The following is a 21447-nucleotide window of genomic DNA, read 5'->3' as shown; positions in this document are numbered from 1 at the left end:
CGGTGGTGATCATGTTGACCGCACCGAGGATCGTACCCAGGCCGGAGACGACCAGACCCGTGATCCACACGTCAGCGCCGTGGCCCGGCGAGTGCGAGGCGTCCGACAGCGGGGTGTAGGCGAACCAGCCGAAGTCCGCCGCCCCACCCGGCAGCAGGAAGCCCGACAGCACGACCAGGCTGCCGAAGGTGAACAGCCAGTAACCGAAGGCGTTCAACCGCGGGAACGCGACGTCCGGGGAACCGATCTGCAGCGGCAGGATGTAGTTGGCGAACCCGAACACCACTGGTGTCGCGTACAGCAGCAGCATCACCGTGCCGTGCATGGTGAACAGCTGGTTGTACTGCTCCTGCGACAGGAACTGCATCCCCGGGACGGCGAGCTCGCCGCGGATCAGCATCGCCATCAGGCCGCCGACCATGAAGAACACCATCGACGTGATCAGGTACAGGATGCCGATCTGCTTGTGATCCGTGGTGCGGAACATCCGCAGCGGAGCCGACCCCTTGGCCGGCCTCGAACGAGGGCGCACTGAGGTGGGTCGTTGGGCTAAGTCAGTCACATCCGTCTCCGAACATCTCCTGGCCGCGCGTCGACGCGTCGGAACCGGTGCCAACCTCGCGCCCTGGTTCCGCAGTCGCCATTTACTTAGTGCGCTATTATTTAGCACACTAAGTATCAACGTAACACGGCAGAGATGCACCTGATCGCCAGGTTCGACAGGGGGTGACGAACCCCAACGCGACATGTCCGCTGAACATGCCAGCGGCGTCCGACGGCGTCCGGCGAGCCGGGATCCGTGTCAGAGCACTGTGGACAGATGCCAGGGGACGAACTCTTCTTCGCCGTAGCCGAGTTCTTCGCTCTTGGTCTCCTCGCCGGAGGCCACCCGGAGGATGTGGTCGAAGATCTGCGCGCCCATCTCCGCTACAGTCAGCTCGCCGTCGGCGATGACGCCGCAGTTGATGTCCATGTCGTCGCTCATCCGCTCGTAGAGCGGCGTGTTGGTGGCCAGCTTGATGCTCGGCGCGGGCTTGCAGCCGAACGCCGAACCGCGGCCGGTGGTGAAGCACAGCAGCTGCGCGCCGCCGGCGATCAGCCCGGTGGCGTTGACCGGGTCGTAGCCGGGCGTGTCCATGAACATCAGGCCCTGGTCGGTGATGGGCTCGGCGTACCGCAGGACGTCGACGAGGTTGGTAGTGCCGCCCTTGGCCGCCGCGCCCAGCGACTTCTCCAGGATCGTGGTCAGCCCGCCCGCCTTGTTGCCGGGGGAGGGGTTGTTGTTGATCGAGCTGTCGTCTATCTGAACGTGCTTCTCCCACCAGGCGATCCGGTCCACCAGCTTCTCGCCGACCTCGCGGCTGACCGCCCGCCGGGTGAGCAGGTGCTCGGCGCCGTAGATCTCGGTCGTCTCGCCGAAGACCGCCGTGCCGCCGTTCCGGATCAGCAGGTCCGCAGCCGCGCCCAACGCGGGATTGGCCGTGATCCCGGAGTAGGCGTCGGACCCTCCGCACTCCATGGCGAGGATCAGCTTGTCCGCTGACACGGCCTGGCGGTGGAAGGCGTTGGCGATCGGCAGCATCTCCTCGATCCGCCGCACGCCTTCGGCCACCGTCTTCTTGGTGCCGCCGAGTTCCTGGATGGTCATGGCGTGCACCGGCATGCCCGGCGGCAGCCGCAGGTCTTCGGTGAGGCTCTTGACCTGGTTGACCTCGCAGCCCAGTCCGATCACCAGCAGTCCGGCGATGTTGGGATGCCCGGCGTAACCGCGCAGCGCGCGCCGCAGCACCTCGAACCCCTCGTTGCCCTGCCCGCTGTGCCCGCATCCCAGCGTGTGCGTCAGCGGGCAGACACCGTCGACGTTCGGGTAGTCGTCGAGCACGCCGGAGGCCTCGATGCGGCGGGCGATCATCTTCGCCGCGGTCGCCGAGCAGTTCACCGACGTCAGCACCGCGAGGTAGTTGCGCGTGCCGACCCGGCCGTCTGGGCGCACGAAGCCCTGGAAAGTGGCGCGCTGCGCGCTCGGCACGTACTCGGTGGGCACCACGTCGGCGCCGAACGCGTGCTCCCGCTGGAACTCCTGGTAATCGACGTTGTGCGTGTGCACGTGCTCGCCCGCGGTGATGGGCTGGGAGGCGAAACCGATGATCTGGCCGTACTTGCGGACCGGCGCGCCCCGTGCGATGTCCACAGTGGCCAGTTTGTGCCCGCGCGGGACCTCGTTGGGCACGTTCAGCCCGGAGTAGGTGCCCGGAGCCACGTCGGTGCGGGCGATGAGGACCGAATCATCGGCGTGCAGGCGGAATCCCAACTCATCCAGCGACGGCAACCGGACCACCCTCACTTCACGATTATGAAGATATTTCCACGTCGTGAATCCGATGCTAAACAGCCGACCATGGCTTGTCACGGCGTGCGGATACGCCGATCCGGTGTCAGCTGTCGCGAGAGCGCAGGCGGCGGAGCATGCGCGCGTTGGTGAAGCCGACGGCGCGCGCGGCAGCGTCGGTGGTCGCGCCCTGCGCGAGCAGGTGCTCAGCGCGCTCGATGCGCAGCGCCTGCTGGTAGCGCAGGGGCGTCAGCCCCGTGGCGTGCGCGAAGGAGCGTGTGAGCGTGCGCTCGCTGCAGCCCGCGGCAGCGGCGAGCTCGGCGAGCGGGAGCGGTTCCGCGAAGCGGGCGTCGATGAGGTCCTGGACGCGGTGCACCGCGTCGTTGAGGTGCGCGCGGTGGCGCAGCATCGCGCTGGCCTGCTGGTCGTCGCCGTTGCGGCGGGCGTAGACGACCATGTCGCGAGCGACCTTCGCCGCTGCTCCCGGGCCGTGGTCGGTGGCGACCAGGTGCAGCGCGAGGTCGATGCCGCTGGCGATCCCGGCCGAGGTGGTGATCCGGGCGTCCTCGACGAACAGCACGTCGCGCACCACGGTCGCGGTCGGGTACCGGCGGGCGAGTCCGTCCTGCAGATCGTGGTGGGTGGTGCAGCGCCGTTCGTGCAACAGCCCGGCCTGGCCCAGGACATCAGCCCCGGAACACACGCTGGCCACCGCGCCACCGGCATCGTGGTGCGCGCGGAGCTGCTCGGCGGAGGCTGCGTGCAGCCGCGGCCAGTGCGGCGGATTGGGCACTTTTGAACCCGGCACCAGGATGAGGTCGTCCGGGGTCAGCGTCGGCCATTCAGTGTCGGCGTGCAGCGGAAGTCCTTGTGCGCTCAGCACGTTCTCGCTCTGGCCGACGTAGGACAGCGCGTAGTCGTGGCCATGGTTGGCCGCGGTGGAGAACACCTGCGCGGGTCCGGCGAGGTCGAGCAGGTGCAGCCGGGGCAGCAGCAGGAAGACGATGCGTCGCACGATCATCCCAGCCTACGTCCCGTGAGCACTTCGGGGTGTCGCAGCGCCCGGAAGTGCTCACAGGACGGCTGTTCAGAACAGGAAGGCCATCACCTGGATCGGGATCATGGCGATGACCGAGGCCGCCGAGACGGTGAGCGTCACCGACTTCAGCGCGCCCCGGGTGGTTTGGGGCAGCAGCGTCTGCAAGAGCCAGAACGTGTTGCTGGTGGCGTGGATGACGAACAGCGAGCCCGCGCCCGCCGCCAGCGCGACGAAGACCGGGTCGATGCCCAGCAGCGGCATCACCGGGCCCAGAACGCCGGCCGCGGTGATCGAGGCGAGCACCACCGAGCCGACGGCGATGTGCAGCACCGCCGCCACCGCCCAGACCAGCAGCAGCGGGACGAGCGTGTTGGTGGTGAAGTAGTCCTTCAGCAGTTCGCCCAGCCCGACGTCCTTGACCGTCTGCGCCAGCGAACCGCCCACACCGGTCAGGATCAGGATCTGGCCGCTCTCGTGGAAGCCGCGCTTGAACGCCGCTTCGGTCTGCTCCGCGGGCAGCTTCCAGCGGGCGATGATCAGCGCGCCGATCAGGCCGATCAGCAGTGCGATGACCGGGTCGCCGAGGAAGTCGACCACCAGGGAGCTGAACTCCAGCATCTCGGCGATCGCCCCGACGGCGATCAGCACCAGCGCCAGCAGCAGCGGGGACAGCGACAGGGCCAGCGGCGGGAACTTCCGGTCGGCCTCGGCCTCGGGCTCTACGTCGGCGACCGGCAGTTCCTCGGTCTCGTCCAGCTTCGGGTTCCACAGGCCGCGCTTGGCCAGCGCGGTGAACAGCGCGAGCGTGGTGATGATGGTGAACACGGCGGTGACGACGCCGAAGATGAACATCTTGCCGAACGGCAGGTTCAGCACCCCGGCCAGCGCGACCGCACCGACACCGGGCACCACGAACACCAGGCCCACCTCGATGCCCAGCGCCATCGCCGCGCACATCCGCGCCGCGCCGTGCGGGCCGATCTGCCGGGACAACCGGCTGGCCAGCGGTGCGGTGATCACCAGCAGCACGTCGGCGAAGATCGACTGCAGCACGGTGCCGACCGTGGTGCCGAAGGCGTAGGGGAGGGTTTTCGGGCCGAAGATGCGCACCAGGCGGTCGACCAGCTGCTCGATCGCGCCCAGCGACGCCATCAGCGAGCCCAGCAGCACGCCGAAGGCGATGAGCAGCCCGACCTCGGTCATCAGGTCGCCGAAGCCGGTGGTGATGGACTTGATCGTCTGCTCCGGCCCCAGACCTGACACCAGGCCCAGGTAGATCGCGCCGAGCACCAGCGCGATCGCCGGGCTGATCTTGACCCGGAGGATGAGCACCACGACACCGACGATGGTGATCGCGGTGTTGGCGAAGACTGCGATGTCCGACATTCGAAGCGTCCGATTCGTCGGGGCCGGCGCGGCCGACTCCAGCTTTTGCCGCGGACAGGGCTCTTTTCCGCCGGGGAAGAGTTGTGCTCAACCGGCGGGGACGAAGGCGGACCGGCACAGCATACACACGGCCGCGGAGCGATCAAGGCCGTCGCCAGCAGGGCGTTCGGCGATTGTCGGTGGGGTGCGCGATGATGCCGGGCATGGGTGTGGCCAGCAGTCGGTTCTTGCGGATGATCGACGGACTCGCCGACGTCGAGCCGGGGGAGGGGCGCGATTACACGTCCTTCAGCGTGCACGGCAAGGGGTTCGGCTACTACTGGCCGCGCACCAGCACGGTCGGTTTGAAGCAGACCCTGTCCGAGCAGATCGCGCTGGTCTCGGAGCGGCCCGAAGTGTTCGAGATCCAGTTCACCGCCGGTGGTTTCGGCTGGGTCGTGGTGCACCTGCCGAAGATCGCCGCCGACGAGCTCGAAGAGCTGGTCTACGAGGCCTGGCGCCTCTCCGCCCCCGACTACCTCGTCGAAGCCAACCCCCTGCGCTGATCCCCGCTCTCGTTCCGGTGGAACGCGGTACCCGTGTCGGAGCATCGGTGTGTCCTGTGTGGACGGACGTGGTCGCATTGTGTGACCGAATTTTGCCGGGCCGTAGTTGAATCGGAAGTTTCCGTCAGGGCGGGTCAATCGGGCCTTGTGCGGGTGGATTCGGGCGGCTACGTTCGCTGCTTGTCAGTTTTGGGAAGAGTTTCCCAAATAGTGGCACAGCAGGGCTCGCGGAGGCGGACACCTCGTGGCCCGCGGGCGCGCACATCGCCCCGCCACCAACGCACTTGACAACAGGAGAGGACCGATGACGTCCACGGGACACGGCCCGCTGACCGGGATCCGGGTCGTCGAGCTGGGCAACTTCATCGCCGCGCCGACCGCCGGCCGGATCCTGGCCGAGTTCGGCGCCGACGTGATCAAGGTCGAGCGGCCGCGCACCGGGGACGAGCTGCGCAGCTGGCGGCTGCACGGCGGCGACGTGTCGCTGCTGTTCCGCGCGATGGCGCGCAACAAGCGCTCGATCACCCTGGACCTGCGGTCCGACCGCGGGCAGGACATCGCGCGACAGCTCATCGGCGGCGCCGACATCGTCCTGGAGAACTTCCGGCCCGGCACCCTCGAGAAGTGGGGGCTCGGCCCGGACGAGATCCGCGCGCTCAACCCCGAAGCGGTGCTGGTGCGGATCTCCGGTTTCGGCCAGACCGGTCCCTACCGTGAGCGCCCCGGTTTCGGTGGTGTCGCTGAAGCTTTCGGCGGAGTGCGGCACCTGACCGGTTACCCGGGCCTGCCGCCGGTGCGCACCGGGGTCAGCCTGGCCGACTCGGTGGCCGGGCTCTACGCGGTGATCGGTGCGCTGATGGGGCTGCTCCGTCGCCGCGCAGGTCAGCCGGGCGAGACCGTCGACGTCGCGCTCTACGAGGCGATCTACTCGCTCATGGAGTCCTCGGTACCCGACTTCGACGCCTTCGGCGTCACGCGGGAGGCCACCGGGCCGACGATCCCCGGCGTTGTCCCGTCCAGCACTTACCAGTGCGCGGACGGCAAGTACGTGGTCGTCGGCGGCAACAACAACGCCATCTTCGGCCGGTTCATGCGGTTGATCGACCGGCCGGATCTGGCCGAGGACCCGCAGCTGCAGACCAACGTCGGCCGGGTCGAGCGCAGCGACGAGATCGATGCGGCGATCAGCGCCTGGACCGCGACGGCCGACAGCCCGCGGATCCTGGAGCTGCTCGCGGAGGCCTCCGTCCCCAGTGGACCGATCTACGACGTGCCGGACATCGTGGCCGATCCGCACTACGAGGCGCGCGGCATGCACGAACGCCACGAGGTGCGCATCGAGCAGGACCAGACCCGCGAGGTCCGGTTCCCCGGCATCGTGCCCAAGCTCTCCGAGGAACCGGGCCGCACGCGCTGGCTCGGCCCGGAGCTGGGTGCGCACACCGGCGAAGTCCTCGATGAACTGGGGATTTCGCCCGAGCAAGCCGCTGACCTGCAGGCCGAAGGAGTGATCTGATTTGGTGCTCATCACCGAGGTGTCGCTGCGCGACGGGCTGCAGATCGAACCGGTCGTCGTGCCCACCGCGGACAAGGTCCGGTTCGGGGAGCTGCTGGTCGACGCCGGGTTCCAGCACCTGGAGATCGGATCGTTCGTCAGCCCGAAGCGGGTTCCGACGATGGCCGATACCGCCGACGTCGTCGCCGGGCTCGCCGATCAGCCTGCGACGTTCCACACGCTCGTGCTCAACGAGCGCGGTGCGCAGCGCGCGGTCGAGGCGGGCGTGAAGAACGCGCGGCTCGTGATGTCGGCCAGCGAAGGCCACAGCACGTCGAATTCCGGTGTCAGCACTGCGGAAGCGATGCAGCGGCTGGCCCGCTCGGCAGAGGTCCTGCACGACGCTGGCGTCAGCACTGAGGGCAGCATCGCGACGGCGTTCGTGTGCCCGTTCGACGGTGACACCCCGGTCGAGCGCGTGGTCCGGGTCGCCCGGCACTACGAGGAGATCGGCGTCAACGTGCTGCACTTCGCCGACACCATCGGCGCTGCCTCGCCCGGCGACATCAACCGAGCTCTCACCGCAGTGCGCGACGTGTTCCCGATCGAGCGGATCGGGCTGCACCTGCACAGCACCTACGGCATGGCTGACGCCAACGCCTGGGAGGCATACCGCTGCGGCATCCGGCGCTTCGACGCTGCGCTCGGCGGGCTCGGCGGCTGCCCCTTCGCGCCGGGAGCGACCGGCAACATCGCTGCTGACGACCTGATCCACCTGTTCCACCGGGAGGGCATCGACACCGGCATCGACGTCACCAAGCTCAGCGATCTGCGCGAACACCTCGCCCGACTGGTCGGGCACGCGCTGCCGTCGGCGCTGGCGAAGATCCCGGCCGCACCAGCCGAGGTCCGGCGGTAGGCGATGGCCGAATCGTTCACCACAGGCGTCGGGGTGCTGGATCGTTCGGTGGCGATCCTGGACTGCGTCGAGAGCAACCCGATGGGCACCAGCGACCTCGCCAGGACCTTGGGCCTGACCACGTCCACCGCGCACCGCCTGGCCACCGCGCTCGTCGCGCACGGCCTGCTGCGACGCGACAGTGCAGGCTACTTCCACCTCGGCCCGCGGTTCGCCACCTCGCGACTGACTGAAGCAGCGCGGCCGATCCTGGCGGAATTGGTCGCAGCAGCAGGGGAATCCGCGCAGCTGTGGGTGCGCCGCGCCGACTACCGGCTGTGCGTGGTGAGCATCGAGTCGGCGGAGGAGCTGCGCGCCAGCCAACCCGTGGGCAGCCTGCTGCCGCTGCCGCACGGATCGGCGGCGCGGGTCCTGCTCGGCGAGCAGGCCCCGGGCGGCCACGGCTGGGTGGAGAGCGTGGAAGCCCGGGCGCCGGGCGTCGGATCGGTCAGCGCCCCGGTCCGCCTGCACGGCGACATCGCCGCAGCGGTCTGCCTCTCGGCCCCGACTCAACGCCACCCCAGCCCCGGCCAGCGCTTCGGAGCAGACGTGGTCGCCGCAGCGGTCCGCATCGAATCCGCCCTGAAGACCTAGCTCTGCGGCGCACCATCTAGTTGATCCAGATGGGCGCAAACGGAGACGTGCAGCTCGGCGGCGCCGGGTAGTCCTTGAGCACCTCCGGGCGTTCACCGATGTCGAGCGCCCGGGCCACAGTTTCAATTGAAACTGTGATCGGCCGTGGGGGACAACTACAGTTTCAATTGAAACTGTGGTTTCGCCCGGCGCCGGGGATGACGCAAGGTCAATGGAAATCAGACGTCTGATTTCCATTGAACTCGCGGGAGGGTCCGCATCGGCGCCGGGTGGGGTAGACGGATCTGGTCACACCGGGGTGCCGGTGAGCTCGGCGACGGTGCGGATGGTGGCGAAGCGGCCGGACAGGGCGTATTCGGTGCGGGCGATGATGTCCTCGCTGTGCAGGGTTCGGGGGTCCGCGAGGAGTTCGGGCACCGTCAGGTCGGCCGGGGCGTCGCGGTGGGGGATCGGGTTCGTCGCCGTCGCATCGGTCACGAACGTGACGTCGTAGCCGAGATCGGAGGCGACGCGGGTCGTCGTCTCGCAGCACTGCTCGGTGCGGATGCCGGACACGCTGAGCTCGCGGATGCCGCGCTGGGTCAGCAGCTGGTGCAGCTTCGTGGTGGTGAAGGCGTTGTGGGAGGTCTTGGTCAGCAGCGGTTCGCCTTCGGTCGGGACGAGCCCGTCCTGCAGGACGTTGTGCCCGTTGACCGGGTCGAATGCGCCACCGGTGCCCGGTTCGCTGTGCAGCACCCAGACCACCAGATCGCCCTCGGCGCGTGCGTGGTCGACCAGGCGGTTGACGTGGGTGACGATTTCGGGGTTGGAGATGGCCTGCCACAGCGGGCGCTGCCGGAAGGATTCCTGGACGTCGACGACGAGGAGTGCTTTGTTCACGCCGAGAAGTCTCGTCGCCCGCGCCGTGACCGGGAAGGCACGATCACGGCGCGAGGCGGAACGATCCGGTCAAGTTAGACGGCCGGGTTGGCCACCGCGGTCAGCGTGCTGAACCCGATCGGCCCCTTCGCGTCGTGGAACGTGCAGCTGCCCGCCGCGACGCCGTCCTCGCTCAGGTGGCCGGTCGCTTCGACGCCGATGGCCTCGCTCAGCGGGAGGCGGGCGAGGGTGAGCGTGTAGTCGGCGTTGATGAACTCCAGCTTCCCATCCTCGCCGAAGTTCACCATCGGGCTGGCGAAGTCGCCCGCGATCGCGACCCGCACGAGCGGCGACATCGACTCGCCCGCCACCAGGTCGCACCGGTCCCGCACCCAGGCGCGACGCGGACCGCTGCCCCGCCAGTCCTCGGTGGGGTTGCCGTCGGTGTCGATCATCCAGATGTCGAACGGCGGCGGCCAACCATCGGACTCGGTGCGCGGCGGACCGATCTCCTCGGGCGCCGGAACATCCCAAGGCGGAGTGCTCGACACAGCGCCCGCGGGCTGCTCACCGCGACGCAACAACACCGCGCTCGCTCGCGCGACCGGGGTGTCGCTGGAAAACACCGTCGCATCGGCGACCCGGATCCGACGCCCGTCGCGGACGCGCTGCGTCTCCACCCGCACCGGCGCTAGCTTGGCGTTGCGGAACAGATCGACGGTCAACCGGCTGAAGTGCAGGCCCGGCTCGCCGTGCTCGCGTTCCAGAGCCCGGGCGAGCAAACCGCCGAACAGACGCCCGTGCACCATGTCCGGCGCCCACGGGCTGTTCGCGTGCGGAGCGGGGACGAGGTGGTCCCCGTCCGAGCTGAAGAACGGTCCCAGACCAGCGGATTCGGCCATCGATCCTCCTAGGCTTCCAGCACATCCCGCGCCGAGCACCCTACGACAAGCCCCGGACAGCGGTTGAGCGGTTTTGAGCCTCGGCGCGTCGAGCGACAGTTTCCGTTGACTCATCCCGTTCGTCCCCGATCGGCGCTTGTTCCGCTGGTGACGGCGTGATCGACTGCCGGGCAATTCAGCACTCGGAGATGGGCGGTCACATGGCGATCTTCACGTTCCGAGGAGCCGGTCGCTCGAAGTGGTTGACCGGCACTGCTGCGCTGCTCGTGTCCTTGCCGCTGCTCGCGGTGCCCCAGGCTGCCGCGGCACCGTCCTGCGACCCGTTCACCCAACCAGCGGTGGACGATTCGGTGCCGACAGCGCGCGACGTCCTGGGCGTTGACCTCGGCGAGCGGGAGGTCACCTCGGAGGAATCCGGCACCTACCTCCAGGCGCTCGCCGACAAGAGTCCGAAGGTCGTCGACGGCGTGCTGGCCACCTCGGTGGAGGGGCGCCCGCTGCACTACGCGGTGGTCGGCCAGGAGAAGTGGGTGCGGCCGGAAGCGCTGCAGAACATCGGCAAGCAGCTCAACAGGTTGCGTGACCCGAAGACCCCAGAACCCGCCGCGCAGCAGATCATCCGCGACACCCCAGCAGTGCTGTGGCTCGGCGCGAACGTGCACGGCAACGAGGAGAGCGGCACGGACGCGGCGCTACGCGTGCTCTACGAGCTGGCCGCCCGCACCGACTGCACCGCGCAGACGATCCTCGACAACGCCATCGTCGTGGTGCTGCCGACGCAGAACCCGGACGGGCGCGAGGCCGACACCCGCCGCAACGCCAACGGGTTCGACATGAACCGCGACTGGTTCGCCCGCACCCAGCCCGAGACCGAGGGCAAGCTGGAGAAGCTGCGCGAACTGCCGCCGCAGATGTTCATCGACGCCCACGAGATGGGCAGCAAGGGCTATTTCTTCCCGCCCAACGCCGACCCCGTCTACCACGACATCGGGGAAACGCCGCTGAACTGGGTCTACGACGTGTACGGCCCGGCCATGCAGCAGGCGTTCGACCGGTTCGGCATCCCGTACTTCAACGGCGAGTCCTACGACCTGATGTACCTCGGCTACGGCGACACCGTGCCGCTGACCGGCTTCAACGCGGCCGGGATGACCTTCGAGAAGAACTCCGAGGACCCGATACCCCAGCGGCTCCAGGAGCAGTACACCGCGATCTGGTCGACGCTGATGGCCGCCGGGGCGCAGGACGAGCAGCTGCTCGCCGAATGGCGCGCCGAGCACCTGGAGGCCAACCGGCAGGGCGCGGCCGGTGAGCTGGAGCCGAACCAGCTGTACTGGAACGACGGCGAGATCACCAACCCGGTGCCCGACATCAAGGTCAAGCACTACTTCCTGCGCACCGACGATCCGGCGAAATCCGCCGAGGTGCAGCGCCTCGCGCGGCGGCTCCAGCGGATGGACGTCGATGTCTACCGGCTGGCCAGACCGCTGGAGGTTCCCGACTACACCGAGTACGGGCGCGCCGAGCAGTCGACGACGTTGCCGGCCGGGACGTTGTGGATCCCGATGGAGCAGGGCCAGAAGCACTGGGTGCAGGCGATGCTCAACGAGAACAGCTACGTGCCGTTCCCGTACTTCTACGACGTCACGGCCTGGAGCAGCCCGCTGCTGGAGAACATCAGCGGCGGACGTTCCGGCACCGACCTGCGGCCGCAGGCAATGCTCCTGCCCGAGCAGGCCGAACCGGCAGCGCGACCGGTCGCTGATGCGCCGAGCACGGCGGTCTGGCAGATCTCCAACGGCAGCGCGGCGACGGAATCGGCGGGCTGGCTGCGCTGGTGGCTGGGCGACCAGAAGCTGGACTTCGGCGATGTGGCCGCCGACCAGATCGCAGCCGGTGCGCTGGCCGACTACGACGTGCTGGTCGTCCCGAACGGTTCGGACCAGGAGGCCTTCGACTCGCTCGGCGAGCAGGGCCGGGCGGCGCTGACCGAGTGGGTCCGCGGCGGCGGGACGCTGATCGCGCTGCGCGACGCCTCGCGGCTGGCGGCTCGCCTCGGACTCACCTCGGCCACCTACACCGAACCGACCTCCAACATTCCTGGGGCGCTGATCCGGATGCAGGTCGACTCGGACAGCCCGTTGGCCGAGGGCGTCGGCCCGACTGCGTGGGCGATGTACGAGTACGAGGCGGTGTGGTCGGCCCCGGCGGAGTCGTCGGTGGCGAGCTTCCCCGCCGAAGGCGACCCGGACTGGTACCTCTCCGGATTCGGCACGGGCGCCGAGCAGCTGCACGGCAAGACCGCGGTCGTGGACGAAGCATCCGGTGACGGCCGGGTGGTGCTGTTCGGCTTCGACCCGAACTACCGCGCTTTCACCAACGGCACGGCGAAGCTGCTGCACAACGCCATGACCGGACCGAAGCCAGCGAACGCGCCGCAGGCGGTCGCGAAGGCCGTCGAGGCGCCCACCGCCGCAACGTCAGACCGGATGGTCCTCTCGGTGCGACCGGCCGTCGCCGACCAGGTGCAGCGGCTGCTCGCCGAGCACGGCGCGAACGCGGAAGTGGTGCGCAGTCCTGGCGCGGTGCGCTTCAAGGTCGACCTCGGCGGGATGAGCTCCGACGAGCACCCGTGGGCGCGCAGCGTTGCCGACCAGGTTGCCGGTTTCGGCCGCGAAGTGGTGGCGATCAGCTTGCCGTGACGACGGTGTGGCCAGTTCCCGACGTTCACTGCTACGACAGTTGATCGTGGTCTGCTCGATGCCCATGATCGGCAGAATCGGCCCATTGCCCGATTAGCGGAAGGAGTAGTGAATGCCAGGGAAGGTAAATCGCCGCAAGGCGCTGGGCATCGGAGGCGGGAGCGCGGCCGCGGTCCTGCTGGGCACGGGAGCGTGGAGCAGCGCAGCGGCCGACGTGCGACTGCGCGGCGAATACCCGTTCTCGCTGGGGGTGGCCTCCGGAGATCCGCTGCCCGACGGTGTGGTGATCTGGACCCGGCTGGCCCCGGAACCGTTAGCGGCCGACGGTTCCGGGGGAATGCCGGCGAAACCGGTGAAGGTGCAGTACGAAGTCGCCACCGACGAGCAGTTCCGCGGTGTGGTGCGGCGCGGTTCGGTCACCGCGACCCCGGAGCTCGCGCATTCCGTGCACGCCGAGATCACAGGTCTGGAGCCGGGCCGCCACTACTTCTACCGCTTCCGGGCCGCCGGCGACCTGAGCCCCGTCGGCCGGACCAAGACCGCGCCCGCCGCTGCGGCCGCGCTGGCTTCGCTGTCCTTCGCCTTCGCGTCCTGCCAGAACTGGAGCGCGGGCTTCTTCACCGCCTACGAGCACCTGGCGGCCGAGGACCTCGACTTCGTCGTGCACCTCGGCGACTACATCTACGAGTACGACCAGACCGACAACAAGCGGGGCATCGAGCTGGGCTCGGAGTTCAAGTCGGAGACCGAAACCCTCGACCGCTACCGCCTGCAGTACTCGCTGTTCAAGACCGACCCGAGCCTGCAGGCCGCGCACGCGGCGTTCCCGTGGATCACCACGATGGACGACCACGAGGTGGACAACAACTGGGCCGGTGACATCTCCCAGGACGACGATGATCCCGAGGTGTTCCTGAAGCGGCGGGCCGCGGCGTTCCAGGTGATGTACGAGAACCTGCCGCTGCGGCGCAGCGCGCTGCCCGACGGCCCGCACGTGCGCTTGCACCGCCGGTTGGCGTTCGGCGAGCTGGCGGATCTCACCATGATCGACACCCGCCAGTACCGCGACGACCAGCCCTGCGGTGACGGTTCGAAGTACGACTGCGACGAACGGCTGGACCCCGACCGCACGATCCTCGGCGAACAGCAGCGGGAGTGGCTGCTGGACGGCTTCTCCAGGAGCCGCTCGCGGTGGCAGATCATTGGCAACCAGGCGCCGATGGGGGAGACCGACCTCGACGCGGGCCCGGAGAAGAAGCTGTTCATGGACCCGTGGGACGGCTACGTGGCGGAGCGCAACGCGGTGCTGGCGGGCGCGACCAAGCGCGGTGTGCGCAACCTTGTGGTGATCACCGGTGACCGGCACCAGAACTACGCCTGGGACCTCAAGAGCGACTTTGAGGACGCCGCCTCGCCCACCGTGGCCAGCGAGTTCGTCGGCACGTCGATCACCAGCGGGGGAGACGGTGCCGACATGACCGACGAAGGCCGCACGATGCTCGCGGCCAATCCGCACATGAAGTTCTTCAACTCCCAGCGCGGCTACGTCCGCTGCACCCTGACGCCGGAGCTCTGGCGCAGCGACTACCGGGTGGTCCCGTTCATCGAACGCCCCGGTGCGGAGATCTCGACCCGCGCCACCTACGTGGTCGAAGACCGCCGGCCCGGAGTCAAGCCCGCTTGACCCGTTCCCGCTACCGGCTCCTCCTCGGGAGGGGCCGGTGGCGGGGTGGGCTTCAACCCCGTGGCTTGGCGAAATCCACTGCGGTGGCGCAGTCCGGGCCGACGGACGCCCACGGGCACTGGAGGCCGAGCACGGCCACCGCGGCGGTTTTGAGCACGGCGGGTTCGTCGGTGAGCAAGCTGACCAGGTCTTCCAGGCCGGGGTTGTGGCCGATGACGGCAGCGGTCATCACCGTCGGCGGGACCTCGCGGAGGACGGCCAGCAGCTCGCGGGCGGAGGCAGCGTAAATCCGGTCGTCGTACTTCAACCGCGGCTCGGCCGGGATCTCGGGAGCGGCCAGTTCCCAGGTCCGCCGCGCCCGGATGGCGGGGGAGCAGAGCACCAGCTCGATGGCCGCGGCGTTGTCGCGCAGCCAGTGGCCGACGGCCGGTGCGTCGCGGCGGCCGCGGTCGGACAGTGGTCGGTCGAAGTCGTCGGCGTCGTCCGGCCAGGCCGATTTCGCGTGCCGGATCAGCACGAGCTTGCGCTCCGCATCCACCATGTCCCGCCCCACCCGCTCGCCGACGTTCCCACCACACGGTAGAGGGATGCCCGCACCGGCGCCTGCTTTCGGAGCGCAGGAAGGGATTGAGTCGGTGGGAGTCTCAGCGAGGGGGCCATTCGGTATTGGACAGCTCAGGATGAGCGGTGAAAACGTGCTGGTCATGAACTTCGTCGATCTCGATCCAGCTCTGCGCCCCCTGCTCGCCCGGTACGTCGATTCGATGGACCGGGTGGAACCGGTGCTGCGCGACGTCGGCGCGGTCGCGGCGGGGGAGCTGGACGAGCTGGCCGCGGTCGCGGAGGTCAACCCGCCGCAGCTGCGGCAGTACGACGCCGCGGGTGAGCGGGTCGACGAGGTGGTCTACCACCCGGCTTACACCGAGATGTCGCGGTTGGCGTTCGAGCGGTTCGGGTTCGCCGCGATGTCGCACCGGCCGGGCGTGCACGGCTGGCCGACCGCGGTGCCGCACGTGGTCAAGTACGGCCTGTCATCGGTGTTCGTGCAGGCGGAGTTCGGCTTGTTCTGCCCGGTTTCGATGACCGACTCGGCCGCCCGGGTGCTGCGCCGGTTCGGCGACCAGTCGCTGTTCGCCCGCGAGATCGACGGGTTGAGCTCGCCGGACTTCGACTCGCTGCTGACCGGCGCGATGTTCATGACCGAGAAGCAGGGCGGCAGCGACGTCGGCCGCACGGAAACCGAGGCCACCCCGAACGGTTCACATTGGACACTGCGCGGGCAGAAGTGGTTCGCCTCCAACGTTTCCGCCGACGTGATCCTCACCCTGGCCCGAGTTCCGGGCGGCCCGGAGGGCACCAAGGGGCTCGGGATGTTCATGGTGCCGAGGCTGCGCCCGGACGGCAGCCGCAACAGCTACCGGATCGACCGGCTCAAGGACAAGATGGGCAGCCGCTCGATGGCCAGCGGCGAGGTGACGCTGGAGGACTGCTATGCGCTGCCCGTCGGCGACCTGTCCCGCGGATTCCTGCAGATGGCCGAGATGGTCAACGTTTCACGGCTGTCCAACGCCATGCGCGCGGTGGCGCTGATGCGGCGCGCGCTGAACGAGTCGATCGCGCACACCCGCCAGCGGGTGGCCTTCGGCAAACCGCTCTTCGACCAGCCGCTGATGCGCAAGATTCTGCTGCCGATGCTGCTGCACACCGAGGCGGGTCTCGGATTCGTGCTGGAAGCCGCCGCCACCCTCGACCGCGCCGACGCCGGTGATCCCGAAGCGCGCCGGCTGATCCGCGTCCTGACCCCGCTGGGCAAGTACCACCTGTGCAAGAAGGCACGCGTGGTGACCGGCGAGGCGATGGAGATCCGCGGCGGCAACGGCTACATCGAGGACTGGATCAACCCCAGGCTCGTCCGCGACGCCCACCTGGGCTCGATCTGGGAGGGCTCCAGCAACGTGATCGCCCTGGACGTCTTGCGCTGCATCCGCAAGGACAACGCCCACGAACTCCTCGCCGAAACCGCCCAACGACGCCTGGAAAGCATCACCGACGCGGACGTGGCGGCCGGAGTGGAACAGCTGATGTCCGAAGTGGACAGAGTTCGCTCCCTCGGCAAGTCCCTGCTGGCCGAAAGCGACGACTACGCCCAAGCGATGTGCGGCGAGTTCACCGACCTGGCGGCCCAAACCACGATGGCATCACTGCTCTTCGAACAAGCCGACCACGAAGCCCGAACCGGCCTCGGTCGCCGTAAGCTGTTGGTGGCCAACACCTACCTCCACCACGTCCTCCGAGCAACCGACCCGGTCCCAGAAGCCTTGCGCCACCTGGAAGAACTCGTCGACAGCTGACCAGCAGGTCAGGACTGGGCGGGTCGGTCGCACGCTACTCCGCGACGTGGTCGACGAGGGAGGTCAGGGCGCGGGCTGCGTCGGCGAAGTAGTTTTCGTCGGCAGTGGGGGCCAGGCCGAAGGCGACGCCTTGGCTCAGGCCGATGAGCAGTGCTCTGAGCGCAGTGGTGAGGTGTTCTGCTTGGTTTTGAGTCACGACGGTCCCGTTGTGGGTTCGTCCGGTGAACAGTGCGATCAGGTGGGTTTCCTGTTCCTGGACGGACTTGGCGAGCTGGGTGCGCAGCTTCGGGTCGTGCAGGGCCATGTCCTGCAGGGTGGTCTGGAGCGACTGCGCGGCCAGTGCGTCGGGGGCGTCGCAGGTGCGCCGGTAGTGCCGGGCGAAAGCATCCACTGCGGCGCGCAGATCCAGTTCGGCGGGCACCGCCTGCTCGATCTCCTCGTAGTGCGGTTGCAGGTAGTCGGTGACCAGCGCGACCACCAGGCCGTTCTTGCTGCCGAACAGCGAGTAGATGGCGCCGGTGGTCAGGCCGGCCCGCTCGGCGATGTCCTCGAGCTTGGCTCGGTACCCGTCTCGGGGCACGATCTGCAACGCGGCGTCCAGCAGGGCGCGGCGGTTGTCCTCCCTGGCCTGCGCTCTTGTCTTTCGCATAATCTGATTATAGTCATAATCAGATTACGGACGAGGGTGCTCATGGACCGGGAGGAGAAACATGCTGGTGGGAATCGTCGCCGACGGTGTCTTCAAGGTGGTGTTCGCCGCGGCGTTGGCATTCGCCGGACAGCCGACCCGGACCGCACATCCCGCGCGCTGACGGCAGGAAGTCAGGTGGTGAGGGGCAATCGCCAGACGAGTTCTCCGTCGTGGACATCGCCGGTCGGTTCCAGACCTGCCGCCGCTGCGACCGCGGCCGAAGCCTGGTGGTCCGGGCGGATGTGGGCGATGACGCAGCGAACCGGTAGCCGGCGGAGCCAGTCGACCAGGGCGAGCGCGGATTCCTTCGCGATGCCGCGCTTCTGCCAGCCGGTGCCCACCACCCAGGCGATCTGGGCCGCGGGACCGGGGTAGCCGGGGCTGATCGTCGCCTGCACCGTGCCGACGAGGCAGTCTTCGGCGCGCAGCCGAATCACCCAGTTGCACCACGACACCGCGGGTTCCGGAGAACCCGCCAGCATCCGCACGTAGCGGGAGCGCAGTTCCGACGCGGTGAGCGGTGCACCACCGATGAAGTCGTAGAGCTCCGGGGCGGCGAGCACCTCGGACATCTCGTCGGCGTGGTCCGCGCGGAGCGGCTCCAGGTCGAGCCGTTCGGTCCGGATCACCGGTGGTGCGACGCGCTCGTTCATCCCAGAGACTTCCGGAAGTGGATCAGCTCGTAGTGACCGGCCGAGGTCCGGTGCGTCTCCCGGTAGCCCAGACGCCGGTAGAGGCGCAGGTTCGAAGTGCTGTGCTCGCCGGTGAACAGCTCGATCGCGGCGATCCGCGGCGGAAGGTGCTGCTCGACGTGCGTCAGCAGGGCGGTGCCCAGACCCCGGCGCTGGCAGTCCGGCGCGACCACCAGCCGACCGAGCGCGGCCGTGGTTTCGCCCAGCTCCACGCGGACCGCTGAGACCAGCCGTCCCGACTCGCGGACGCCCCATGCCTGGCAGTCCGGCCGGGCGAGGGCGGCGCGGACATCATCGAGGCTCTCCACCAGCGGCGGCAGCCGGAAGTCGTCGTGCGCCTGCGCTTCGGGGACGTATGCGGCGCGCTGCAACGTGAGCATCTCGCCCGCGTCGGCGGCGGTCAACGGTTGCGGGGTCACCCCAGGACCTTCTCGAACCAGTGCTCGGCGTAGGGGCCGTTGTTGAAGGCTGGGATCTCCTGGTACCCGTGCTTGGCGTAGAGACCGCGGGCCTCCACCAGGTCGTTGCGGGTGTCTAAGCGGATCGCTTGGTAGCCGAGTTCCCGGGCGTGCTCCTCGACCGCGGCCAGCAGCCGGGCACCCGCTCCGAGTCCGCGTCCCTGGGGCCTGACGTACATCCGCTTCAGCTCCGCGACACCGGGTTCGAGTTCGCGGATGCCGACGCAGCCCGCCAGTTCGGAGCCTTCGCGGGCCACCAGGAACACGCCGGTGGGCGGGTACAGTCCCTTGTTGGAGTCTTCGGCGATCACCGCGTCCACCTCCGCATCGGTTGCGGGGCGGCCGTAGTACCGGCTGGCCATCTCGTCGGTGTACTCGCGGAGCAGGCTGATGACGGCGGGCTGGTCCACAGCGGTGGGCTCGATGCTCAAGGTTCGCACCCGCTGATTCTCACCCGGCTGTCCACTGGATATAGGCCGAACCTTCAGCTTCCCTACCTCAACGGTGAAACGATCCGCCTCGACTGCGCGATCCGGATGGCACCCCGCTGATCGGGTTCGACCGCGCAATAGGTGCAAGGTGCCTTCGACCGGCCGAGTCGGAGGAACCTTCGGTTTGATTTCGCGGAAACGACGCTTTTCTAGGTGGAGAAGCCAGGGTATTTCGTCCCGATATCGGGCATCCGGGAATTCCGCCGCAAGTCGAGGTGGTTTTGCCCGGAAAAATCATGGAATCCGGGGTGACCGGCGATGTGCCCGGTTTGTACGGTGGAAGTGTAATCAACTCTACGCGCGGGACTTCGCGCTTTTCTCGGAGTGTCCGCCGACCCATCGATCGGAGGCGGAACGACATGCGTTCCACCCTGCGCGGCCTGGCCGGCTTCGCGCTGGCGTTGCCTCTGCTGCTAGGTGCACCCGCGCTCGCCATGGCCTCGCCGCTCGACTCGCCCTCACAAGCCCCGGTGAACTGCGTCGACATGAACAACCCGGCCTGCCAAATGGGGCAGGACCAGGTGATCGGGCGGAACCAGCACCACCAGGCGAGTGCGCACGAGAATGCGAGTGAGAACCCGAAGCACCACCACGCCCACCATCAGAGTTCGAACCAGAACGCGAGTCAGAAACCGCACGGCCACCACCACCACTGATCTCGGAACCACCGGTTCGCAGCGATTCGCGGACAGCGCGGAGCCGGGCTGCTCGGAACGGACAGCCCGGCCCCTGCTCCGGTCAGTCGAGGACGCCGAAGACGCTCACGAGCGTGTAGACGCCTAGGAGGCTGATCGCGACGCTGCTCACCACCAGGAGGGTGTTGAACGCTCGCGAACCGTGCAGGCGCTTGTCGACCTGCGTGTTGCGCAGGTACCAGGTCGCCACGACGACCGCGGGCAGGAAGATTCCGGTCATGATGCCGCCGATCTGCACCATGACCACCGGTGAGTTGATGAACAGGTAGGTCGCGCCCCACACGATCGGCAGCCCGACCGTGAAGCCGCGAATCCACTTCTGGCGGGATCGCGCGTCCGACCAGTCCAGCACGCCCAGCGTCGCCAGCACGTTGACGTACATCCGGGACCAGCTCGGGATCGCCGCCCACAGGGTGGAGCCGAGCACCGCGATCGCGCCGACGAGGAACCCGACCGCCGCCCACTCGCCGATCACGTCGGTGTACATCTGCGACAGGGTGATGATCATCTCGTTGCCCTCGAGCATCAGCCCCTGCGGGTTGAGCACGGCCGCGCCCATCACGAAGAACGCCAAGGTGCTGAAGGTGTAGATCACCCAGGACAGGAAGACGTCCTTGTACATCACGCGAATCCAGCCCTGGGCGCGCCGCTGCCAGTCCTCGCTGCCGTCGTTCGGCCCGACCCAGCGCGCATACCCTTTTTCCACGCACCAGTACGTATAAAATGTGATCTCGTCGGCGCCAACGCCGGTGATGCCGAACATCGCCACCGCCGCACCGACCGCGCCGACCGGGATGGTGAACGTCAGGCCGGAGAGCAGATCGCCACCGTCGTAGCCGAACGGCGTGAACGGCAGGCCGATCGCGATCACCACGGTCGCCACGGAGAAGACCGCGACCAGTGCGAAGGCGCCGCGCTCGATGAGGTTGTAGCTGTTGGAGTACAGCAGCGCGATGCTGCCGGCGACTAGGATCGTCGTCCACACCGCCAGCGAGGTGAAGGCGAGCGGATCGCCGCCGACCGGCACCAGCATGCTCAGCGAGACCGCCGTGCCGCCGATGATCCCGCCGACCTGCAACAGCTTGGACAGCGCCATCAGCATCCACAGCAGATTGATCCAGCCGATCCGCCCGATCTTCGGCGGCACCTCGTTGTAGCCGGTCAGGGCGGGCCTGCCGGTGATGATCGTCCAGCGGGCGAGCTCGGCCTGCACGGCCACCTTCACCGCGGTCGACAGGATCACCATCCACAGCAGCGCGAAACCGACTTCAGCGCCTAGCGCGGTGGTGGCGATCAGTTCGCCGGAACCGACGATGGAGGCGCTGACGATGAGTCCCGGGCCCAGGTAGCGCAGGCTGGACTTCCAGCCCCGTGGTGGTTCTTTGACGCCGTCGGCGGTGAGGAGGTAGGGGTCGTCGCTGGTCGCATTGGGTGCACCCATCTGGCACTCCTCTGTGCAGGCTGGGCATTTTCACATCTGTGAACGATTTGCGATGGACGTGAAAGCTACAGTCGCGGACAGGACCGGTCAACGGGCAGCGCGGCTGGTTTTCGATCGCTCTGCGACGGGCACCTCG

Annotated in this window: 20 protein-coding genes; 8 read left to right on the top strand and 12 right to left on the bottom strand. The window is 68.3% G+C overall.

Annotation, left to right across the window (positions count from 1 at the left end; genetic code table 11):
• The 4 genes from ACWCO2_RS26580 to ACWCO2_RS26565 all read right to left on the bottom strand — a co-directional run.
• Positions 1–487: cbb3-type cytochrome c oxidase subunit I (locus ACWCO2_RS26580; RefSeq protein WP_450130494.1), on the bottom strand; the 487-nt coding region annotated here is incomplete at its 3' end.
• Positions 488–802: 315 nt separating this feature from the next.
• A complete protein-coding gene (locus ACWCO2_RS26575; RefSeq protein ID WP_450130493.1) occupies positions 803–2344 on the bottom strand; it encodes a UxaA family hydrolase in 1542 nt (513 codons plus the stop codon).
• 91 nt (positions 2345–2435) lie between these two features.
• On the bottom strand, positions 2436–3350 hold the full coding sequence (locus tag ACWCO2_RS26570; protein ID WP_450130492.1) for a GlxA family transcriptional regulator: 915 nt from the start codon (positions 3348–3350) through the stop codon (positions 2436–2438).
• A gap of 66 nt (positions 3351–3416) precedes the next feature.
• Positions 3417–4754, bottom strand: coding sequence for a GntP family permease (locus tag ACWCO2_RS26565; protein ID WP_450130491.1), 1338 nt, complete (start codon positions 4752–4754; stop codon positions 3417–3419).
• A 203-nt stretch (positions 4755–4957) separates the two neighbouring features.
• On the opposite strand from ACWCO2_RS26565, the gene ACWCO2_RS26560 reads away from it, so the two are divergent.
• The 4 genes from ACWCO2_RS26560 (at position 4958) to ACWCO2_RS26545 (ending at position 8346) form a co-directional block, all read left to right on the top strand.
• Positions 4958–5299: an MmcQ/YjbR family DNA-binding protein gene (locus ACWCO2_RS26560; RefSeq protein WP_450130490.1), complete on the top strand. Its 342-nt coding sequence runs from the start codon at positions 4958–4960 to the stop codon at positions 5297–5299.
• Positions 5300–5603: 304 nt separating this feature from the next.
• Positions 5604–6815: a CaiB/BaiF CoA transferase family protein gene (locus tag ACWCO2_RS26555; RefSeq protein WP_450130489.1), complete on the top strand. Its 1212-nt coding sequence runs from the start codon at positions 5604–5606 to the stop codon at positions 6813–6815.
• Between the two features lie 4 nt (positions 6816–6819).
• Positions 6820–7713, top strand: a complete 894-nt coding sequence (locus tag ACWCO2_RS26550; RefSeq protein WP_450130488.1) for a hydroxymethylglutaryl-CoA lyase — start codon at positions 6820–6822, stop codon at positions 7711–7713.
• A 3-nt stretch (positions 7714–7716) separates the two neighbouring features.
• The gene (locus ACWCO2_RS26545; protein WP_450130487.1) at positions 7717–8346 is read left to right on the top strand and encodes an IclR family transcriptional regulator; all 630 of its coding nucleotides are present in this window, start codon (positions 7717–7719) and stop codon (positions 8344–8346) included.
• A 288-nt stretch (positions 8347–8634) separates the two neighbouring features.
• Here ACWCO2_RS26545 and ACWCO2_RS26540 read toward each other — a convergent pair whose 3' ends face one another.
• Together ACWCO2_RS26540 and ACWCO2_RS26535 are read right to left on the bottom strand one after the other, a co-directional pair.
• Positions 8635–9225, bottom strand: a complete 591-nt coding sequence (locus ACWCO2_RS26540; RefSeq protein ID WP_450130486.1) for a cysteine hydrolase family protein — start codon at positions 9223–9225, stop codon at positions 8635–8637.
• Positions 9226–9299: 74 nt separating this feature from the next.
• Entirely contained in the window at positions 9300–10106 is an 807-nt protein-coding gene (locus ACWCO2_RS26535) for a thioesterase family protein (RefSeq protein ID WP_450130485.1), read from the bottom strand.
• 200 nt (positions 10107–10306) lie between these two features.
• Between ACWCO2_RS26535 and ACWCO2_RS26530 the strand changes: the two genes are divergently transcribed.
• Positions 10307–12808 (top strand): M14 family zinc carboxypeptidase, encoded by a 2502-nt coding sequence (locus ACWCO2_RS26530; protein ID WP_450130484.1) that lies wholly within the window; start codon positions 10307–10309, stop codon positions 12806–12808.
• A gap of 112 nt (positions 12809–12920) precedes the next feature.
• Positions 12921–14492, top strand: a complete 1572-nt coding sequence (locus ACWCO2_RS26525) for an alkaline phosphatase D family protein (RefSeq protein ID WP_450130483.1) — start codon at positions 12921–12923, stop codon at positions 14490–14492.
• Positions 14493–14544: 52 nt separating this feature from the next.
• Here the strand turns inward: ACWCO2_RS26525 and ACWCO2_RS26520 are convergent, their stop codons facing one another.
• Complete coding sequence (locus tag ACWCO2_RS26520) at positions 14545–15033, bottom strand: SixA phosphatase family protein (protein ID WP_450130482.1); 489 nt, start codon at positions 15031–15033, stop codon at positions 14545–14547.
• Between the two features lie 139 nt (positions 15034–15172).
• On the opposite strand from ACWCO2_RS26520, the gene ACWCO2_RS26515 reads away from it, so the two are divergent.
• Positions 15173–16843, top strand: a complete 1671-nt coding sequence (locus ACWCO2_RS26515; protein WP_450130481.1) for an acyl-CoA dehydrogenase family protein — start codon at positions 15173–15175, stop codon at positions 16841–16843.
• A gap of 34 nt (positions 16844–16877) precedes the next feature.
• Here the strand turns inward: ACWCO2_RS26515 and ACWCO2_RS26510 are convergent, their stop codons facing one another.
• The 4 genes from ACWCO2_RS26510 to ACWCO2_RS26495 form a co-directional block, all read right to left on the bottom strand.
• Positions 16878–17492 (bottom strand): TetR/AcrR family transcriptional regulator, encoded by a 615-nt coding sequence (locus tag ACWCO2_RS26510; RefSeq protein WP_450130480.1) that lies wholly within the window; start codon positions 17490–17492, stop codon positions 16878–16880.
• A 173-nt stretch (positions 17493–17665) separates the two neighbouring features.
• Positions 17666–18187, bottom strand: coding sequence for a GNAT family N-acetyltransferase (locus ACWCO2_RS26505; RefSeq protein WP_450130479.1), 522 nt, complete (start codon positions 18185–18187; stop codon positions 17666–17668).
• Positions 18184–18645: a GNAT family N-acetyltransferase gene (locus ACWCO2_RS26500; protein WP_450130478.1), complete on the bottom strand. Its 462-nt coding sequence runs from the start codon at positions 18643–18645 to the stop codon at positions 18184–18186. The genes ACWCO2_RS26505 and ACWCO2_RS26500 overlap by 4 nt, the downstream gene beginning before the upstream one ends.
• A complete protein-coding gene (locus tag ACWCO2_RS26495; protein ID WP_450130477.1) occupies positions 18642–19124 on the bottom strand; it encodes a GNAT family N-acetyltransferase in 483 nt (160 codons plus the stop codon). Before ACWCO2_RS26495 ends, ACWCO2_RS26500 begins: the two co-directional genes overlap by 4 nt.
• Before the next feature lie 410 nt (positions 19125–19534).
• Between ACWCO2_RS26495 and ACWCO2_RS26490 the strand changes: the two genes are divergently transcribed.
• Positions 19535–19831: a hypothetical protein gene (locus ACWCO2_RS26490; protein WP_450130476.1), complete on the top strand. Its 297-nt coding sequence runs from the start codon at positions 19535–19537 to the stop codon at positions 19829–19831.
• Between the two features lie 82 nt (positions 19832–19913).
• Here ACWCO2_RS26490 and ACWCO2_RS26485 read toward each other — a convergent pair whose 3' ends face one another.
• A complete protein-coding gene (locus tag ACWCO2_RS26485) occupies positions 19914–21311 on the bottom strand; it encodes an Nramp family divalent metal transporter (RefSeq protein WP_450130475.1) in 1398 nt (465 codons plus the stop codon).
• Positions 21312–21447 lie beyond the last annotated feature (136 nt).

It is taken from the genome of Saccharopolyspora sp. NPDC002376 (assembly GCF_053593195.1).
The sequence above is the reverse complement of the archived record's forward strand: the minus strand, read 5'-3'. Positions and strand labels throughout refer to the sequence as shown.

What these genes read in the sequence shown, in the direction of transcription:
- ACWCO2_RS26515 (WP_450130481.1), top strand. Translation starts at nt 15,173, where the DNA reads ATGAGCGGTGAAAACGTGCTGGTCATGAACTTCGTCGATCTCGATCCA.
- ACWCO2_RS26555 (WP_450130489.1), top strand. Translation starts at nt 5,604, where the DNA reads ATGACGTCCACGGGACACGGCCCGCTGACCGGGATCCGGGTCGTCGAG.
- ACWCO2_RS26545 (WP_450130487.1), top strand. Translation starts at nt 7,717, where the DNA reads ATGGCCGAATCGTTCACCACAGGCGTCGGGGTGCTGGATCGTTCGGTG.
- ACWCO2_RS26505 (WP_450130479.1), bottom strand. Translation starts at nt 18,187, where the DNA reads ATGAACGAGCGCGTCGCACCACCGGTGATCCGGACCGAACGGCTCGAC.
- ACWCO2_RS26570 (WP_450130492.1), bottom strand. Translation starts at nt 3,350, where the DNA reads ATGATCGTGCGACGCATCGTCTTCCTGCTGCTGCCCCGGCTGCACCTG.
- ACWCO2_RS26535 (WP_450130485.1), bottom strand. Translation starts at nt 10,106, where the DNA reads ATGGCCGAATCCGCTGGTCTGGGACCGTTCTTCAGCTCGGACGGGGAC.
- ACWCO2_RS26490 (WP_450130476.1), top strand. Translation starts at nt 19,535, where the DNA reads ATGCGTTCCACCCTGCGCGGCCTGGCCGGCTTCGCGCTGGCGTTGCCT.
- ACWCO2_RS26565 (WP_450130491.1), bottom strand. Translation starts at nt 4,754, where the DNA reads ATGTCGGACATCGCAGTCTTCGCCAACACCGCGATCACCATCGTCGGT.
- ACWCO2_RS26525 (WP_450130483.1), top strand. Translation starts at nt 12,921, where the DNA reads ATGCCAGGGAAGGTAAATCGCCGCAAGGCGCTGGGCATCGGAGGCGGG.
- ACWCO2_RS26520 (WP_450130482.1), bottom strand. Translation starts at nt 15,033, where the DNA reads ATGGTGGATGCGGAGCGCAAGCTCGTGCTGATCCGGCACGCGAAATCG.
- ACWCO2_RS26510 (WP_450130480.1), bottom strand. Translation starts at nt 17,492, where the DNA reads ATGCGAAAGACAAGAGCGCAGGCCAGGGAGGACAACCGCCGCGCCCTG.
- ACWCO2_RS26530 (WP_450130484.1), top strand. Translation starts at nt 10,307, where the DNA reads ATGGCGATCTTCACGTTCCGAGGAGCCGGTCGCTCGAAGTGGTTGACC.
- ACWCO2_RS26560 (WP_450130490.1), top strand. Translation starts at nt 4,958, where the DNA reads ATGGGTGTGGCCAGCAGTCGGTTCTTGCGGATGATCGACGGACTCGCC.
- ACWCO2_RS26485 (WP_450130475.1), bottom strand. Translation starts at nt 21,311, where the DNA reads ATGGGTGCACCCAATGCGACCAGCGACGACCCCTACCTCCTCACCGCC.